This window comes from Amycolatopsis nalaikhensis, from assembly GCF_030264295.1.
GTDB classification, from domain to species: Bacteria; Actinomycetota; Actinomycetes; order Mycobacteriales; family Pseudonocardiaceae; genus Amycolatopsis; species Amycolatopsis nalaikhensis.
Window position 1 is genome coordinate 1,806,772 of record NZ_CP127173.1, and the last position, 15,647, is coordinate 1,822,418.

Consider the following 15,647-nt stretch of genomic DNA (forward strand, 5'->3'; position numbering starts at 1 on the left):
ATCTGACGCGCTGAAGGGGACTTTCCTCGCATGTGACGAGAGGAAAGTCCCCTTCGGCCCGCTCGGGTACCGCGCCGGGCGTAGCCGGAGGTGTCGCCTGGCGTCCGACGCGCGACGGGCGCGGCGCGCGGAGCATCGACGGACATGGAAACCACTCCCACCGCCCGCATCCGGGCCGCCGACGCCGACCGCGAGCGCGTCGCCACCGCCGTCCAGACCGCCGGCTCCGAAGGCCGGCTCACCCTCGAAGAGGTCGAAGAGCGCCTCACCCGCGTCTACGCCGCGCGGTTCACGGACGAGCTGACCGAGCTCACCGCCGACCTGCCGCGGCCGGACCCGCCCCGGCCCGGCTTCCCGCTGACGCGGGAGGCGTTGCGCCGCCACCCCGCGCTGCGCCTGCACCTCGCCGTGGCGGTCGCCGTCGCGGTGCTGGTGATCGTGCGCTGGGCGGTGCTGGGCGCCGGGTTCTTCTGGCCCGCGTTCCCGCTGTTCTGGCTCACCGTGAGCGTCTTCGTTCATGCTCGGGTGCGCGCGGCACGGGAACGCCCCCGCGCGGCTGTGCCATACTGAACCCGTGCGGCACCACGCAGAGCGATTTTTTTACGGGACCCGGACTCCGGCTCCCGTGATCGCGTAGTGCCCGAACCGCCATCACGCCAGCCCCGGAGTCCACGGACCCGGGGCTGTCGCCGTCCCTGGGGCCGGCTCCGGGCTTCGAGAAAGAGGTCCCGATGAACGCACAAGCGACGAACGCCGACGGGCAGCCCGCCGAGCACACCCCCGCCGGCGACGACATCGCGTCGCTCCGGCAGGAGATCGACTGGCTGGACAAGGAGATCCTCCGGTTGGTGAAACGCCGGATCGAGGTGTCCAAGACGATCGGGGCCGCCCGGATGGCCGCCGGCGGCACGCGCATCGTCTACAACCGCGAGATGGACGTGCTCGCCCGCTACCGCGAGCTCGGCCCGGACGGCCGTCAGCTCGCCATGGCGCTGCTGAACCTCGGGCGGGGCAGGCTCGGCCGGTGACGTCCGGCTGAATTCGGGGTATTCCCCGAGGCACCGGGCGCCCGGGTGCGGGCAGACTGGAGCCATGGACTGGCTCGTGAACCTCATCGCCGTCATCGTCGCGCTCGCGAGCGTGCTGGCCGCGCTGGGCCATGTGGGATATCTGGCGCTGCTCAACAACGCGGCGGGCAAGCGCGCCGGCGGCGCGCCGGTCGCGCAGTACGTCCGCAGCCGCTGGGCGGTGGCGGGCGGGACCACCGCGGCGTCGCTGTTCGCCTGGCTGCTCACCGCGGGCGGGCCGACGCTCGACGTCTTCGCGATCATCGTCGCGGCGGGCAGTGGTGTGGTGGCCACGAAGGCCCTGCAGTCGACTCGGGACCGGTATCGCACCGGAGGCTGAGCGGCGCGCCGGGGCGTGGCTCGCGGCGGGTGAGCCGTTGGACCGCCGCCCGGCCGCGTGGCGTCAAGGCGGCGAAACTCCGCAGGCGGCTCCGAACGCGCGCCGCGGCCGTGGCTTACGGCGGCGGCCTCCGCCGGACCTCCCGCGCCGAATGCCGTCCCGGCACCGGAAATCCCCCGAACGCCTGCGGCGCGGACCGGTGGCGCCGCGCGGAAACTCCGCAGCGTCACCATCGCCCGTTCGGTCGCGCCCGACCGAGTGAAACCTCTGCAACTTGCAGGTTTGGGGGCGACTTTCTCCGCCGGATGCTCCTAATGTTGGGGCCGTGAGGACCCTTGCGTCTGGGTCGGGCGGTGCCCGGGAGACGCGCGGGGGCGACGACCCTGCGCGTCGATTCTCGCATGCTCGTGCATCTGCACAGAATTCCGAACGAGATTCCGCGCGTGAGGATGCTCCGATCGGGTCGACCCGGGGCCCGGCGGCGTCAGGACCGGACGGCCGGGTGGTCGAGCCCACATGAGCAACGGCACGGAGTACCCCGGACGCGCCACCGCGCCCGCGCACCCCGGACGGCACCGGCTCGGTGGCGCGGAGAGCTGGACGCCGCCCCTGCCCCCGCACCGCCCCGTGCGGCGGCACGCGGTGGGCGCGCCGCCGGTCGACCCGCCCGTCTCCGGCCTGCTCCCGCTCCCCCAGCCGTCGCTGCCGCAGCCGCGTGACCGGCGGCCCGCACCCCCGCTCTTCCCCGCCGCGCACGGCAGCCTCCCGCTCGACGAGGCCGAAACCGCGCCCGTCACCGAGTCCCGCGCCGAGCAGGCCGCCCGGCGCACCCGCGTTTCCCTTGCCACGCCCGAACCCCGCCCGGTCGAACCGGACGACGACGACGTCCGCATCTACGCCGCGCCCCCGATCGACGGCCTCGGCGGCTTCACCATCGGCTCGGTGCCCGCGTCGGTGACCCCGCCGAAGACGTGGCGGAAGGCCGCCTGGTTCGCCACCGGCGCGTCCGGCGCCGTGGTCGTCGGGCTGCTCTGCGCCGGGTCGTTCCTGGTCGGGAAGCCGCCGATGGACCAGGCCGTGCAGGGCGCGTGGCCGGGTTACCAGGGCGCGCCGACGGTCATCGACCCGACGAGCGAGCTGCCCCAGCCTTCCGAGGGCGGCTCCGCGCCGGGCCCGGAATCCGCGTCCCGTCCCGAAAACGCCGCCGGGACGGCCACCCCCGGCGGGGGCGCCGGTCCGGTCGACAGCTCCGTCCCCGCGCCCACCGACAGCACCGCGACGCCGTCCACCACCGGGGCGAGCACCCCGAGCGGGCCGCCGCGGAAGCCGCCGGTCACACCCGCCCAGCGCGAAACCGGGGCCAAGGCGCCCTGGTGGTACTCGTTCCCGCCGGACGCCCAGACCATGGGCGACAACTCGGAGAAGTTCTTCAACACCGTCACCACGGACCCTGCGACGGCGTCTTCGGTGACCACCGGCGAGCTGCACGACCAGGGCCCGCAGGCGCTCGCCGAGCGGTACTCGGGCATCGCCTACTTCGAGGTCAAGAAGATCACCATCGACCAGCAGCGCGGCGTCACCGTCAACACCGTCGAGATCACGCACACCGACGGGACGAAGACGATGGAGGAACGCACGCTGACGTTCGGGGACGGCGACAAGATCACCTCTGACGGTCGGTGACGGGCCTGCACGTGCGGGTCGCCCGTTCCGATGCACGTGCGGTGCGCCGAGCGGTTATCCCTGGTCCGGGTGGGTGACATAAGCTGCCGCTCGTCGTATCGCGACGGCATTCCGGCGACAGAACCTGGTGATCGCCGTCCGCACAGGGTTACCTGACGACAGCGGATCCGGAACCGGCCACGAGTCGGCCGACCGGACCAACGGGCACCCGCCGAACGGCGGAGTGGCCGTCCCCGGAACCCCAGAGCGAGGACTTTCGTGCTTGATCGGCAGCGCACGCGGCGTGAGGGACCCCACGCCGTCCGCGTCGAGGACGTGATCCCGGCCGAGATTCTCGACGGCGTCGGCGACGCCGACCGCGACTATCTCGAGCAGGTCTTCCGCGACCCGCAGAAGTTCCTGCCGCCGCGTCCGGAGCCCGTCCGTGAGCCGGAGCAGTCCCGTGACGCCGACGAGCCGGAGAGCCGCTTCGCGCGCCGCGCCAAGCTGGCCGGGCTCGTCACCGCGGGCGCGCTCGTCGCCGGTGCCGTGGTCGCCGCGCCGATGCTGACCAGCTCCCACCGCGCCGTCTCCGACGGCGGCCAGTCCACCCCGGCCGGCTTCAGCGGCGCCGCGGAGCTCGGCGGCCTCGCCGTCCCGCAGCACCAGGCCGGTGGCGGCGCGCCCGAGCAGCGCGGCCCGGCCACGCAGGGCACGCACTCGGGCGGCGCCCCGTCGGCCTCGGAGTCGACCGGCGGCAGCCCGCAGCCCCAGGCCGCGCCGAGCGAGCAGACGCCGGTGCCGGACCAGGCGGCCGACGAGCGCAGCGCCAGCCGGAAGATCGCGGCGGTCAAGAACTTCTACGCCACCATCGCGCGGGACTCCTCGGACGCGCTGGCCCTGCTGAGCCCCGCGCTGGCCGACGGCGCGGCCGGCGAGCTGGTCCGCTCCTGGAGCTCGATGGACGCCATCGACGTCCAGGAGGGCGACACGCAGATCAAGCCGGACGGCTCGATCCTCGCGGTCGCGACCCTGCGCCGCCCGGACGGCGCACTGGTGCGCGTGACCCAGCTGTTCCGGGTCGCCGACACCGGCGGGTTGATCACCGAAGCCGAGCTCGTCTCGGCCCAGTACATGTAGCCCTGGGCGATCACCCCTTCACCCGTGGTTCAAGTGCCCGTACCGGATTCGTGTGCGCAGAGTGAGCGCCTAGCCTTGTCACGGGCCGGTCTCGGAAATGCCGTCCCACAGGCCACGACAGGTGCATACGCTCCAGCGAAGCGGCGTGCTCGTGGCCGCGTCACCAGGCGGGGATCCTCACGCCCTGGTGAAGTCGGAGCCCAAAGGGAGGTCGCGTGAGCGACGACGAGGGTCGGCTGGTCGCCGGTCGATACCGCATCGTCGGCCGGATCGGCACGGGCGCGATGGGGGCCGTCTGGCAGGCGCACGACGAGGTCCTGGGCCGCACGGTCGCCATCAAGCAGCTGCTCCTCCAGCCGCACCTGGACGAGCACGACGCCGAGGACGCCCGCCAGCGGACGATGCGCGAGGGCCGGATCGCCGCCCGTCTGCACCACCCGAACGCGATCTCCGTCTTCGACGTCGTCACCGACGACAACGGCCAGCCCTGCCTGATCATGGAGTACCTCAACTCCACCAGCCTGGCCGCCGTGCTGCAGGAACGCCGCACGCTGCCGCCGACCGAGGTGGCGCGCATCGGCGCCCAGGTCGCCGCGGCGCTGCGCGAGGCGCACGCGGTCGGCATCGTGCACCGCGACATCAAGCCGGGCAACATCCTGCTCGCCGGCAACGGCACCGTGAAGATCACCGACTTCGGCATCTCGCGCGCCAAGGACGACGTCACGGTCACCAAGACCGGGATGATCGCCGGCACCCCCGCCTACCTGGCCCCCGAAGTCGCCATCGGCGGCGACCCCGGGCCGGAGTCCGACGTCTTCTCCCTCGGCTCGACGCTGTACGCGGCGTGCGAAGGCCAGCCGCCGTTCGGGCTGTCCGAGAACACGCTGAGCCTGCTGCACGCGGTCGCGGCCGGCCAGATCATCCCGCCGCGCCAGTCCGGGCCGCTGGCCAGCGTCCTGGCCGTGCTGCTGCACCCGGACGTCCAGCACCGGCCGACCGCGGAGGAGTGCGAAGAGCTGCTTGCCGCCGTCGCCCGCGGCGAGACCCCGCTCGGCGGCCCGGCGGAGGACACGATGCTGGCGCCGTCCGCCGGCGTCCTCGGCGCGGCCGCCGTCGCCGACCCCAACGCGACCCAGATGTTCGACGAGATCCCCGCGGGTCACTCGGGCACGCTGGCCGGCGACGCGGCCCCGACGCAGGCCGTGCCGTACTACGACGAAGACGACTACCCGGAAGCCACCGGCTACCCGGAAGACGACTACGACGGCTACGACCACTACCGCGAGGACGACCAGTACGCCGCCGGCGGGGTGCCGCCGGGGCTGGCCGCGACCCGCGCCGTGCCGGTGCCGCCGCACGGCCAGGACCCGTACGCGGACGACCAGTACGACGACTACGACGAGCCGCCGCCCCCGCCGCGGCGCCCGCAGACCGGCCCGGACGAGGACGACGAGAAGCCCGGCGCCTGGAAGCGCCCGGCGATCATCGGCGGGATCGTCGTGGTGGGCCTGGTCGCGCTCGCCGTCTGGCTGCTGAGCCCGAACAACCCGGAGGCGCCCGCCGCGCCGGTGTCGAGCAGCAAGCCGACGCCCGCCGCGACGTCGGAGTCGCTGCCGTCGACGACCGAGGAGCCGACCACCACGGTCGACCTGCCCTCCACCACGGAGGAAGCGACCACGTCGGCGAAGCGGACGACAACGCGGAACACTGAACCGGCGGAGACCACGACACCCAAGACGACGACGACGAAGCCGACGACGTCGGAGCCACCGACGACCAGTGAGCCCCCGTCAAGCTCGTCGAGCACGCAGCCTCCGGCTGGCGGATGATCGAGGATCAGATTTGAGTTCCGAAGGCACCATCGTCGGCGGCCGGTTCCGGCTGGACCAGCCGATCGGCCGTGGCCGCGCGGGGATCGTGTGGCTGGCGTTCGACACGCGGCTGTTCCGCACCGTCGCGATGAAGCGGATGTACCTGCCGGTCGGCGCCGGCGACCGCGCCGAGCAGGCGCGCGCGGCGGCCATGCAGGAGGGCAAGGACGCCGCCCGGATCGAGCACCCGTGCGCGATCAAGGTGTTCGACGTGCTGCCCGACGGCCAGGACGTCTGGCTGGTGATGGAGTACATCCCGTCGCGCAGCATGGCGACGTTCCTCGCCGAGCACGGCAGGCTCACGCCCGACCAGGCCGCGCACCTGGGCATCCAGCTCGGCAACGCGCTCGCCGCGATCCACGCGGCCGGGTTCGTGCACCGCACGCTCGAGCCGGGCACGGTGCTGCTGGCCGACGACGGCGGTGTCAAGCTCACCGACATCGGCATCAGCGGCGGCGGGCCGCACGCGGCGTACGTGGCGCCCGAGGTGTCGCGCGGGCTGCCCCCGACGCCGGCCGCCGACGTCTTCTCCCTCGGCGCAACGCTGTACACGGCGGTCGAGGGCGTTCCGCCGTTCGGGGACGACGGGCAGTCGTCCGAGCGGCCGCCGCACAACGCGGGCGTGCTCACCGAGGCGCTGCGCAAGATGCTGCGCGCGGACCCGACGACGCGCCCGACGATGGCGGACACGGTCCGCTCGCTGAAGGCGATCACCGAAGGCCGCGAGACGGCGTTCATCCCGCCGACGGCCCCGGCGATGCCGACCATGCCGGTCGGCCGTCCGCCGGTGGCGCCGCCGATGCCGCCGTCGGGGCCGCAGTTCCAGCAGCAGATCCCGGTGACGCCGCCGCCCGGCTACCCGATGGCGGGCGCGACGCAGCAGATCCCGCCGGTGCCGCAGGCGACGCAGTACGCGCCGCCGCCGCCCGCGCCCCGGCCGCAGCAGGCCGAGGAGTGGAACCTCCCGGTGTCGAAGAAGACGCTGATCACGGTGGCCGCGATCCTCGCCGCGGTGCTGGTCGGCATCCTCGTCTCGGAGCTGTTCTTCGTCTAAGCCACCTTGGCGGTGGCCGCGCGCATGGCTTCCAGGAACGTGCGGACGGCCGGGTGTGCCCAGGCCCGGGTCGCGACCGCCGCGTGGATCGCGCGGACCGGCTCCGGGTTGCGGATCTTGCGCACGACCACGCCCGGGTGCTGCGCGCCGAGGCCGAGCTCCGGGATCAAGCCGACGCCGATGCCGGCGGCCACGAACCCCTGCGCCGTCTGGTAGTCCTCGGACTCGACGACGACGTTCGGCGCGAACCCGGCCGACGCGCAGGCGTTGTCGAGGATGTCGCGGCAGATGCCGGGCATGCCGTCGACGCCGACCCAGGGCTCCTCGGCGAACTCCGTCAGGTCCAGCACGCGCTTGCGGGCCAGCGGGTGGGTCTTCGGCAGCACGGCCCGGTACGGGTCGTCCAGCAGGTGCACCAGCTCGACCCCCTTGCCCGGCGGCGTTTTGCGCGGGAAAACGGTGATCGCGACGTCGGCGTGGCCAGCCTCGACGTCGACCATCGGGTCGTCGGGTTCGACGAGCTTGAGGTCGAGCCGGACGCCGGGGTGCTCGCGGCGGACGGCCGCGATCGCGGGCGGCACCAGGGACGCGCCGGCCGTCGCGAAGTAGCGGATGGCGACGCGGCCGATGCGGCCTTCCTTGAGCTCGGTCAGCGCCGCTTCGGCCTTGGCGAGCTCGGCGCTCAGCGTTTCGGCGTGCTCGGACAGCAGCGAGCCCGCCGCGGTCGGCCGGACGCCGCGGCCGACGCGTTCGAGCAGTTCGGTACCGGCCTCGCGTTCGAGCGCGGACAGCTGCTGGCTGATCGCGGACGGCGTGTAGCCCAGGTTGCGGGCCGCGGCCGTGATCGACCCGCTGGTGATGACGGCGCGGAGGACCTGCATGCGGCGGACGTCGAGCATGGCCCGATCGTACAGCTGGGCTTAACTGTCCCTGCAGTTATTTTCGCTTGTCCTTACGTCTTCGGCGGGCGAAGCTGGCGCTGATCGGCGAAGGAGGAACTGGGGTGGGCGAGACGAAGACGCTGCTGCGGATCGCCGCACTGGCGTTGATGTGGGGGTCGAGCTTCTTCTGGATCAAGCTGGGGCTGGGGATGTTCTCGCCGGTGCAGCTGGTCCTGGCGCGGCTCGTGCTCGGCGCGGTCATGCTCCTGCTGCTGTGCCGGCTGGCGCGGGCACGCCTGCCGCGCGGGCGGCGGATGTGGGGGCACCTCGCGGTGGCGGCGTTCTTCCACAACGCGTTGCCGTTCCTGCTGTTCGCGATCGGCGAGACGACGGTCGACTCGGGCATCACCGGCGTCCTGAACTCGACGACGCCGCTGTGGGTGCTGCTCGCCGCGCCGATGATGGGGACGTCGTCGCGGATGACGGGCACGCGCTTGGCGGGGCTGTTGGTGGGGCTCGGCGGCATCCTGCTGATCTTCGCGCCGTGGCAGGCGTCGGGGCTGCTGAGCTGGGGCGCGCTGGCCTGCCTCGCGGCGGCCGCGAGCTACGGCTTCGCGTTCGTCTACGAGGGCAAGTACCTGTCCGGCACCGGGGATTCGCCGTACGCCATTTCGGCCGGGCAGATGGTGCTGGCCAGCGGGATGCTCGTGCTGGCGCTCCCGGCGGGCGGGTTCGCGCCGGTGCACGTCTCCGCCGGGCCGCTGCTCGCCGTGCTCGTGCTCGGGATCGGGTCGACGGGCATCGCCTTCGCGCTCAACTACCAGCTGCTGGCCAGCGAAGGAGCGGTCGCGGCGTCGGTCGTCGGGTACCTGCTGCCGGTGGTTTCGGTGCTGCTGGGCGCGGTGTTCCTCGGCGAGCAGCTCAGCCCGCGGGTGATCGCGGGGATGCTCGTCGTGCTCGGCGGGGTCGCGCTGACCCGCCTCCAGAAGCCGGAGCGAGGGGCCCTGGACGTGCCCGGTGACCAGGCGGATGGGCTTGGTGACGACACCGCCGGGCGCGCGCCCCGGCCTCTCGCTCCCCTGGCGGACTGACCTCAGACGAGGCGGCGGTCGGAAGCCCAGCGGGACAGCTCGTAGCGGTTCGACAGCTGGGTCTTCCGCAGGACGCTGGACACGTGCGTCTCGACCGTCTTGACCGAGATGAACAGCTCGGACGCGATCTCCTTGTACGCGTACCCGCGGGCGAGCAGGCGCAGGACGTCCCGCTCCCGGGGCGTCAGCAGGTCCAGCTCGGGGTCGTTGATCGGGGCCGAACCCGGGCGGTCGGCGAAGGCGTCCAGGACGAACCCGGCCAGCCGAGGCGAGAACACGGCGTCCCCATCCGCGACGCGGACCACCGCGCGGACCAGTTCCTTCGACGAGATCGTCTTCGTCACGTAACCCCGGGCCCCGGCGCGGATGACCGCGATGACGTCCTCGGCGGCGTCGGAGACCGACAGCGCGAGGAACACGACGTCCGGCAGCTCCGGGCGCACCCGGCGCAGGACCTCGGCGCCGCCGCCGTCGGGCATGTGGACGTCGAGGAGCACCACCTGCGGCTTGGTCCGCGCGATCCCGGCGACCGCCTCGGCGACCGAACCGGCCTCGCCGACCACGCGCACCTCGTCGGTGATCGAGTCCAGCTCGGTGCGGACCCCCGCGCGGAACAGCGCGTGGTCGTCGACGAGGAACACCTTGACCGGTTCGCGCTGGGTATCCGTCACGTCGTCGAGCATAGCCGCCTCACGCCGCTCCCTTGCCCGCTTTCACCGGCATGGCGAGCTGCACCTCGGTGCCCTCGCCCGGCGCGGTGCGGACCTTGCACGTGCCGCCGTGGCGGGTCATCCGGCCGCGGATCGAGTCGGCGAGGCCGTGGCGGTCGTCCGGGACGAGGTCGGGGTCGAAGCCCTTGCCGCGGTCGCGGACGAACACCGTCACCGACGTCGGCTCGACCTCGGCGTAGACGCTGACCTCTTCGACACCCGCGTGCTTGGCGGCGTTGACGATCGCCTCGCGCGCGGCCTGGACCAGCGCGACCAGCGAGTCGTCGAGCTCGGCGTCGCCGACCACGACCTGGCCGACCGAGATCGCGAACGTGTCCTCGACCTCGCCGCACGCCGTCGCCAGCGCCTCGGACAGCTGGCCGGTCGCTTCCTCTTCCTTCTCGGCGGGCTTGCCGTACCCGTTGGGGCCGTAGAGCCAGCCGCGCAGCTCGCGTTCCTGGCTGCGGGCCAGCCGGGCGACCTCGCGCGGCTGCTCGCTCTGCTTCTGGATGAGCGCGAGCGTCTGCAGCACGGAGTCGTGCAGGTGGGCGGCGATCTCGGCGCGTTCGTCGGTGCGGATGCGGGCCTTGCGCTCGTCGGAGAGGTCGCGGACCAGCCGCAGCCAGAACGGGATGGTCAGGACGGCGACCCCGATCAGCGTCGCGAGGACCGCGATCAGCGCGAACTGGACCTGGTCGAGGGTGCCGCTGCGCAGCACGACGACGGTGATGCCGGTGATCACCAGCGCGACGCCGGCGACGATCCGGATCGCGGCCGACCAGCCGCCCCCGCCGAGGAACGCGCCCGCGAAGCCGTCCTTGGCCCCGACCCGCCAGCGGCGGCGCTGCGACTCGTCGGCCTCCCGCCAGACGACCGCGAGACCGAGCATGGCGACCGCGAGCGGCACGGCGACCCAGCCGCTGATGAACCCGGTGAGCGTCCCGGAGGCGACGGCGAGACCGACGCCGAGCGCGATGAGGCCGAACGCCTGCTGCCGTTCCTTCGACGTCGGCGCGGCCGAGGTTTCTTCGGACCGCTGCTGCACGAAGACCCAGAGCAGGCCGTAGGCGAGCAGGCCGGCCCCGTTCAGCGCGGCCAGCAGCGCGAACGCGGTCCGCACCCAGAGGACGGGCACCCCGAGGTGGTCGGCGAGCCCACCGGCGACGCCGGCGATGGCCCGCCCGGACCGGCGCCGGAACATCTTGGGCGCGGTTTCGGTCGTGGCCGGGACCGTCGATTCGGCGGACACGTGGTCGAGGGACTCCTGCACGTCGTCCATGGTCACACGGGCGAGCGCGGGGTGGCATCGGGGAAACCCCTGATCCAATTCCGGGTCCGGCGCCGGTCTCCGGGAAACCTCAGGGACCTTCCCCGATGTCCGGCGACGGCGCGTGCCGCATGCTCTTCGGTATGAGTGGTGCGAGTGAGACCCGGGCTCCGCGGCCGGGTCCGTTGAACGGCTTCGAGGAGACCGTGAAGGACTTCTGGGCGAGCCGGCCGCGGCGGCCGCACGTCGGGCGGAAGCTCGCCGGCGTCGCCGCCGGGATCGGGCGGCGCTACGGGATCGACCCGGTCGTCGTGCGGATCGCGCTGGTGGTCGCGACCGTCTTCGGCGGCTTCGGCCTCACCTTCTACCTGCTGGCCTGGCTGTTCCTGCCCGGCGAGAGTGACGAGGTGTCCGGCTTCGAAAGCCTCATCGGCCGCGGCCGGTCGTCGATCTCGCCCGCCTTCGCCGTCGTGCTGGCGGTGCTCACCGTGGTCAGCGCCGGGGGCACCTTCAGCAGCACGTGGTTCGACGGCGGCGGCCTGATCGGCTTCGCCCTCATCACCACCGCCCTCTACCTGCTGCACCGCAGCCGCGGGCACGAGAACCGGCCCGCGCCGGTCGCCGCGCGGTCGCGGACCGAGGCCTTCACCGGGAACGGAGCCTTCACGATGACCGACACCGCGACCGCGGAACCGAAGCAGGGCTGGGACCCGCTCGCCGCCGACCCGGCCGGCTGGGACCTGCCCGACGTGCCGCCCGTGCAAGAGCCGCCGGGGCCGACGCCGCCGCCGTCGTACGGGGCGCCGCGACGACGTCCGCGCTCGAAGGTCGGCTCGGCGACGTTCGCGCTCGCGGTGCTGACCGCTGGTGGCGGGGTGCTCGCCGCGCTCAACGGGGCCGACTGGTTCTCCGCGCAGCACATCATCGGCCTGGTGCTCGGCGTCGTCGGGATCGGCCTGGTCGCCGGGGCGTTCGCCCGCGGCGGGCGCGGCCTGATCGGGCTCGCGATCCCCCTCGCGATCGCCGGGATGGTCCTGACGGCGGCGCCGTTCAAGGACTTCGACGTCCGCGGCGGCGTCGGCGACCTCCGGGCCACGCCGCACGCGGTGACCGAGCTGCAGCCGCTGTACCAGCACGCGGCGGGCGACATCGACCTCGACCTGACCAAGCTGCCGCTCGGCGCGCCGATCACGACGACCGTGTCGAACGGCGCGGGCGACACCACGGTCATCGTGCCGGACACCGCGGACGTCACCTACGACTGCCGCACCGGCGCGGGCGAGACGTCGTGCTTCAACCGCGAGACCAACGGCGTCAGCCAGGAAGCGCTCGCCGGGACCGACTACGGCACCGACGGCGTCGGCGGCCAGAAGATCACCCTGCACGTGTCGAACAGTGTGGGCAACGTGGAGGTGCGGCGTGACTGACCACAACCCTTACGCCTACGACGAACCGGCCGACACCCAGCCCGCCCGCCGCGGCGGCCTGGACGTCTTCACCCTGATCGTCGGGATCGCGACGCTGCTCGTGTCGGCCTACGTCCTCTCCGACGGCGCGAGCTGGCTCCCGCGGTTCGACTTCCGCTGGGTGGTCGCGGGCGGCGCGGTGTTCGTGGGGCTGATGCTCCTCGGCGCGTCGTTCGGCAAGCGCCGCCGCTGACCGAAAAGAACTCTCGAGGCCCCGGATCCCACGCCGGGGCCTCGAGTCCTATTCCCACTCGATGGTGCCCGGCGGCTTGGACGTCACATCCAGCACGACCCGGTTGACCTCCGCGACCTCGTTGGTGATGCGGGTGGAGATCCGCTCCAGGACGTCGTAGGGCAGACGCGTCCAGTCCGCGGTCATCGCGTCCTCCGACGACACCGGCCGCAGCACCACCGGGTGCCCGTAGGTCCGGCCGTCGCCCTGGACGCCGACGCTGCGGACGTCGGCCAGCAGCACCACCGGGCACTGCCAGATGTCGCGGTCCAGCCCGGCCGCCGTCAGCTCCTCGCGGGCGATCAGGTCGGCCGCGCGCAAGGTGTCGAGGCGCTCCTGGTCGACCGCGCCGATGATCCGGATGCCCAGGCCGGGGCCGGGGAACGGCTGCCGGTGCACGATCGTCTCGGGCAGCCCCAGCTCGAGGCCGACGCGGCGGACCTCGTCCTTGAACAGCAGCCGCAGCGGCTCGACCAGCTCGAACTGCAGGTCGTCCGGCAGGCCGCCGACGTTGTGGTGGCTCTTGATGTTGGCCGTGCCCTCGCCGCCGCCGGACTCGACGACGTCCGGGTAGAGCGTGCCCTGGACGAGGAAGCGGTAGTCGCCCTCGGCCTTGAGGTCGCGCTCGGCCTGCTCGAACACGCGGATGAACTCGCGGCCGATGATCTTGCGCTTCTGCTCCGGGTCGGTGACGTCGGCGAGCGCGTCGAGGAACCGCTCACGCGCGTCGACGGTCACCAGGTTGACGCCGGTGGCGGCGACGAAGTCCCGCTCGACCTGGGTGCGCTCGCCCGCGCGCAGCAGGCCGTGGTCGACGAACACGCAGGTCAGCCGGTCGCCGATGGCGCGCTGGACCAGCGCGGCCGCGACGGCGGAGTCGACACCGCCGGAGAGGCCGCAGATCGCGCGGCCGTCACCGATCTGCTCGCGGATCCGGGTGACCTGGTCCTCGACGATCGACGACGTCGTCCACTGCGGCTTGATGCCCGCGATGTCGTGCAGGAACCGGCGCAGCACCTCCTGGCCGTGCGGCGAGTGCGCGACCTCCGGGTGGTACTGGACGCCGGCGAAGCGCCGCTCGACGTCTTCGAAGCCGGCGACCTCGGCGCCGTCGGAGGACGCGGTGACGACCGAGCCCTCCGGGGCCTTGGTGACGCTGTCGTTGTGGCTCATCCACGCGGGCTGGTGCGCGGGCAGACCCGCGTGCAGGACGCCGCCGTCGCCGGTGATCCGGACCTCGGTGCGGCCGAACTCGCGGACGCCGGTCGGCTCGACGACGCCGCCGAGCGCGCTGGCCAGCAGCTGGTGGCCGTAGCAGATGCCGAAGATGGGCACGCCCGCTTCGGTGAGCTTCGGGTCCATGCTCGGGGCGCCTTCGGCGTACACGCTCGACGGGCCGCCGGAAAGGATGATCGCCGCGGGGTTCTTGGCGAGGATCTCCTCGGTCGACGCGCTGTGCGGGACGACCTCCGAGTAGATCTGCGCCTCGCGGACGCGCCGGGCGATCAGCTGCGCGTACTGCGCCCCGAAGTCCACGACGAGAACCGGACCGGTGGGGTTGGGCACCTGGCGACCTCCTGGCGAGAAGCGGGATTCCCCTCCATCGTCCCAGGTGGGCCCGGTCACCCGGGATTCAGGGCCGGTGCTGTCCGCGATCGGGCCTAGGTGCCCGGTATGGCTGTGAACTGGACGAAGGAACTGACCGACCAGCTCGACTTCCACTGGAAGGTGCACACGCGCCCGAAGCTCGAGGGCCTCACCGACGACGAGTACCTGTGGGAGCCGGTCGCGGGCTGCTGGACCGTGCGGCCGCGGAAGTCCGACGACGAGCCGGGCACCGGCCCGTTCACGATCGACTGGGCCTACCCGGAGCCCTCCCCGCCGCCGGTCACGACGATCGCCTGGCGGCTCGGCCACATCCTGGTGGGCGTCCTCGGCGCGCGGATCGGGTCGCACTTCGGCGGCGCGCCGATCGGCTACGAGACCTACGCCTACCCGGGCACCGCCGACGAGGCCATGGCGCAGCTCGACGACCTCTACGCGCAGTGGATCTCGGGCGTGCGGACCCTCGACGACGGAGCGTTCGCGCGCCCGTGCGGCCCAGCGGAGGGCCCGTACGCGGAATACCCGATGGCGACGCTGGTGCTGCACATCAACCGCGAGATGATCCACCACTGCGCCGAGGTCCTCCTGCTGCGCGACCTCTACCGCAACCGCTCGTGAGTGTTTAGGGCGGTTCTAACCGCCCTGAACACTCACGACAAGCCGCGGCAGACTGCACAAGGTGAGGGCCAGGCCCAGCAGGAGCGGGAGGCCGTGGTTGTCGTGCGCCAGCGTGTCGGCCACGGCCAGCACCGGTGCCGCGAACGCCAGCACCCGGAACTGCACCGGCAACACCACGCCGTAGCGCCGCGAAGCCACCATCACCACCGCCGCGAGCGCGCCGATCAGGCCCGCGACGCACATCGAGTTGCCCGCGCCGACCGGGTTCAGCCAGAGGTAGCTCATGACCTGCCCGAAGAGGCCGCAGCCGAAGTAGAGCAGCAGCCAGCGGGCTCGGCCGAACACGCGCTCGGCGAGCGTGCCGAACACCGCCAGCCAGACCAGGTTCGAGACCAGGCCGAACGCCCAGCCGTCCTGGAAGAACATGCCCGTCACCAGGCGGTACCACTCGCCCGCGTCGATCCGCGCGGCGTCGCGGTGCACCGCGTCGTACAGCGGCGGGTGCACCAGCTGCGCGATCCCGCAGGCCAGCGTCACCGCGAACACCGCGGCCGTCAGGTACGGGCGGCGGGCCCGCGTGGCCAGTGCGGCGAAGGGGTTGCGGGATGCGGGGCGCGTGGTCATGACCGAAAATCTAGGCGCG

The 15,647-nt window shown here is 72.8% G+C and carries 16 protein-coding genes; 11 read left to right on the forward strand and 5 right to left on the reverse strand.

Translation table 11 applies throughout. From position 1 onward, the window contains the following. The first annotated feature begins 144 nt into the window (after positions 1-144). The 7 genes from QP939_RS08635 to QP939_RS08665 all read left to right on the forward strand — a co-directional run bounded on the left by QP939_RS08635 (position 145) and on the right by QP939_RS08665 (position 7,134). Complete coding sequence (locus QP939_RS08635) at positions 145-570, forward strand: DUF1707 SHOCT-like domain-containing protein (RefSeq protein WP_285456087.1); 426 nt, start codon at positions 145-147, stop codon at positions 568-570. Between the two features lie 161 nt (positions 571-731). Then, positions 732-1,028, forward strand: coding sequence for a chorismate mutase (locus QP939_RS08640; protein WP_285456088.1), 297 nt, complete (start codon positions 732-734; stop codon positions 1,026-1,028). Between the two features lie 64 nt (positions 1,029-1,092). Next, a complete protein-coding gene (locus QP939_RS08645) occupies positions 1,093-1,407 on the forward strand; it encodes a hypothetical protein (protein WP_206787823.1) in 315 nt (104 codons plus the stop codon). 516 nt (positions 1,408-1,923) lie between these two features. Further along, entirely contained in the window at positions 1,924-3,090 is a 1,167-nt protein-coding gene (locus tag QP939_RS08650) for a hypothetical protein (RefSeq protein WP_285456089.1), read from the forward strand. 258 nt (positions 3,091-3,348) lie between these two features. Beyond that, positions 3,349-4,209: a hypothetical protein gene (locus QP939_RS08655; protein ID WP_285456090.1), complete on the forward strand. Its 861-nt coding sequence runs from the start codon at positions 3,349-3,351 to the stop codon at positions 4,207-4,209. Between the two features lie 215 nt (positions 4,210-4,424). After that, the gene (locus QP939_RS08660) at positions 4,425-6,038 is read left to right on the forward strand and encodes a serine/threonine-protein kinase (RefSeq protein WP_285456091.1); all 1,614 of its coding nucleotides are present in this window, start codon (positions 4,425-4,427) and stop codon (positions 6,036-6,038) included. Between the two features lie 13 nt (positions 6,039-6,051). Next, the gene (locus QP939_RS08665) at positions 6,052-7,134 is read left to right on the forward strand and encodes a serine/threonine-protein kinase (RefSeq protein WP_285456092.1); all 1,083 of its coding nucleotides are present in this window, start codon (positions 6,052-6,054) and stop codon (positions 7,132-7,134) included. Here QP939_RS08665 and QP939_RS08670 read toward each other — a convergent pair. Continuing rightward, entirely contained in the window at positions 7,131-8,033 is a 903-nt protein-coding gene (locus QP939_RS08670; RefSeq protein ID WP_285456093.1) for a LysR family transcriptional regulator, read from the reverse strand. The two genes, QP939_RS08665 and QP939_RS08670, sit on opposite strands and share 4 nt — an antisense overlap. Positions 8,034-8,137: 104 nt before the next feature. Here QP939_RS08670 and QP939_RS08675 point away from each other — a divergent pair, with 104 nt between their 5' ends. Continuing rightward, positions 8,138-9,106, forward strand: coding sequence for a DMT family transporter (locus QP939_RS08675; RefSeq protein WP_285456094.1), 969 nt, complete (start codon positions 8,138-8,140; stop codon positions 9,104-9,106). 2 nt (positions 9,107-9,108) lie between these two features. Here QP939_RS08675 and QP939_RS08680 read toward each other — a convergent pair whose 3' ends face one another. Both QP939_RS08680 and QP939_RS08685 read right to left on the reverse strand, forming a co-directional pair. Further along, complete coding sequence (locus QP939_RS08680; RefSeq protein ID WP_491624967.1) at positions 9,109-9,777, reverse strand: response regulator; 669 nt, start codon at positions 9,775-9,777, stop codon at positions 9,109-9,111. Between the two features lie 19 nt (positions 9,778-9,796). After that, entirely contained in the window at positions 9,797-11,101 is a 1,305-nt protein-coding gene (locus tag QP939_RS08685) for an ATP-binding protein (RefSeq protein ID WP_285456096.1), read from the reverse strand. A 125-nt stretch (positions 11,102-11,226) separates the two neighbouring features. Between QP939_RS08685 and QP939_RS08690 the strand changes: the two genes are divergently transcribed. Both QP939_RS08690 and QP939_RS08695 read left to right on the forward strand, forming a co-directional pair. Beyond that, positions 11,227-12,510 (forward strand): PspC domain-containing protein, encoded by a 1,284-nt coding sequence (locus QP939_RS08690; RefSeq protein WP_285456098.1) that lies wholly within the window; start codon positions 11,227-11,229, stop codon positions 12,508-12,510. Beyond that, positions 12,503-12,742: a hypothetical protein gene (locus QP939_RS08695; protein ID WP_285456100.1), complete on the forward strand. Its 240-nt coding sequence runs from the start codon at positions 12,503-12,505 to the stop codon at positions 12,740-12,742. The genes QP939_RS08690 and QP939_RS08695 overlap by 8 nt, the downstream gene beginning before the upstream one ends. 48 nt (positions 12,743-12,790) lie before the next feature. Here the strand turns inward: QP939_RS08695 and guaA are convergent, their stop codons facing one another. Next, complete coding sequence (gene guaA, locus QP939_RS08700; RefSeq protein WP_285456101.1) at positions 12,791-14,347, reverse strand: glutamine-hydrolyzing GMP synthase; 1,557 nt, start codon at positions 14,345-14,347, stop codon at positions 12,791-12,793. 108 nt (positions 14,348-14,455) lie between these two features. Here guaA and QP939_RS08705 point away from each other — a divergent pair, with 108 nt between their 5' ends. After that, entirely contained in the window at positions 14,456-15,004 is a 549-nt protein-coding gene (locus QP939_RS08705; RefSeq protein WP_285456102.1) for a DinB family protein, read from the forward strand. A 15-nt stretch (positions 15,005-15,019) separates the two neighbouring features. Here the strand turns inward: QP939_RS08705 and QP939_RS08710 are convergent, their stop codons facing one another. Then, positions 15,020-15,628: a rhomboid family intramembrane serine protease gene (locus tag QP939_RS08710; RefSeq protein ID WP_285456103.1), complete on the reverse strand. Its 609-nt coding sequence runs from the start codon at positions 15,626-15,628 to the stop codon at positions 15,020-15,022. Between the last annotated feature and the right edge of the window lie 19 nt (positions 15,629-15,647).

What these genes read in the sequence shown, in the direction of transcription:
- QP939_RS08635 (WP_285456087.1), top strand. Translation starts at nt 145, where the DNA reads ATGGAAACCACTCCCACCGCCCGCATCCGGGCCGCCGACGCCGACCGC.
- QP939_RS08690 (WP_285456098.1), top strand. Translation starts at nt 11,227, where the DNA reads ATGAGTGGTGCGAGTGAGACCCGGGCTCCGCGGCCGGGTCCGTTGAAC.
- QP939_RS08710 (WP_285456103.1), bottom strand. Translation starts at nt 15,628, where the DNA reads ATGACCACGCGCCCCGCATCCCGCAACCCCTTCGCCGCACTGGCCACG.
- QP939_RS08670 (WP_285456093.1), bottom strand. Translation starts at nt 8,033, where the DNA reads ATGCTCGACGTCCGCCGCATGCAGGTCCTCCGCGCCGTCATCACCAGC.
- QP939_RS08650 (WP_285456089.1), top strand. Translation starts at nt 1,924, where the DNA reads ATGAGCAACGGCACGGAGTACCCCGGACGCGCCACCGCGCCCGCGCAC.
- QP939_RS08645 (WP_206787823.1), top strand. Translation starts at nt 1,093, where the DNA reads ATGGACTGGCTCGTGAACCTCATCGCCGTCATCGTCGCGCTCGCGAGC.
- QP939_RS08705 (WP_285456102.1), top strand. Translation starts at nt 14,456, where the DNA reads ATGGCTGTGAACTGGACGAAGGAACTGACCGACCAGCTCGACTTCCAC.
- QP939_RS08640 (WP_285456088.1), top strand. Translation starts at nt 732, where the DNA reads ATGAACGCACAAGCGACGAACGCCGACGGGCAGCCCGCCGAGCACACC.